This is a genomic window from Mesorhizobium sp. M7A.F.Ca.CA.004.06.1.1, assembly GCF_003999135.1.
GTDB lineage: Bacteria > Pseudomonadota > Alphaproteobacteria > Rhizobiales > Rhizobiaceae > Mesorhizobium.
Window position 1 is genome coordinate 1 of sequence record NZ_RZPQ01001423.1, and the last position, 496, is coordinate 496.

Annotated in this window: 1 protein-coding gene and 1 pseudogene; one reads left to right on the forward strand and one right to left on the reverse strand. The window is 65.7% G+C overall.

Translation table 11 applies throughout. The features are described 5' to 3' along the window. Nucleotides 1–194: SDR family NAD(P)-dependent oxidoreductase (locus EN906_RS36725; RefSeq protein ID WP_127375893.1), on the reverse strand; the 194-nt coding region annotated here is incomplete at its 3' end. Between the two features lie 103 nt (nucleotides 195–297). On the opposite strand from EN906_RS36725, the pseudogene EN906_RS36730 reads away from it, so the two are divergent. Further along, nucleotides 298–496, forward strand: a pseudogene (locus EN906_RS36730) (helix-turn-helix domain-containing protein); the annotation flags it as partial.

Sequence of the window (496 nt, forward strand, 5' to 3'; positions counted from 1 at the left end):
GAAGAGAGGTCGGCGACCAGAAGCTCCGCCCTGCCGCCGGTCGCTTCGATCCCGGTGACAACAGCCTTGCCGCGCGTCGCATCGCGGCCATGCACCAGCACACGGGCGCCCGCGGCGCCGAGCCGTTGCGCGACGACCCGGCCGACGCCATCGGTAGAGCCGGTGATGAGGATCGTCTTGTCTTTGAGTTCCATGTTCAGAGCCTCCGTTCTGTTGCTCTGAACCGAAGATGGGACAGTTGGCGCGGGCCAAACAGTTCAAACTTTATCCTGGTATCAATACTGCTATAATACCCGCATGGAGTCCCAACCCCACGCTGCCCCCACACATTCGGCTGAAGACAGCCGCCGGCGCGAACTCGGCGCCTTCCTGCGCTCGCGCCGCGAAAGGCTGACGCCCTCGGCCACCGGCATCGCCACCGGTCTCAGGCGGCGTACGCCGGGCTTGCGCCGCGAGGAGGTGGCGATGATCGCCGGTGTCGGCACCACCTGGTACA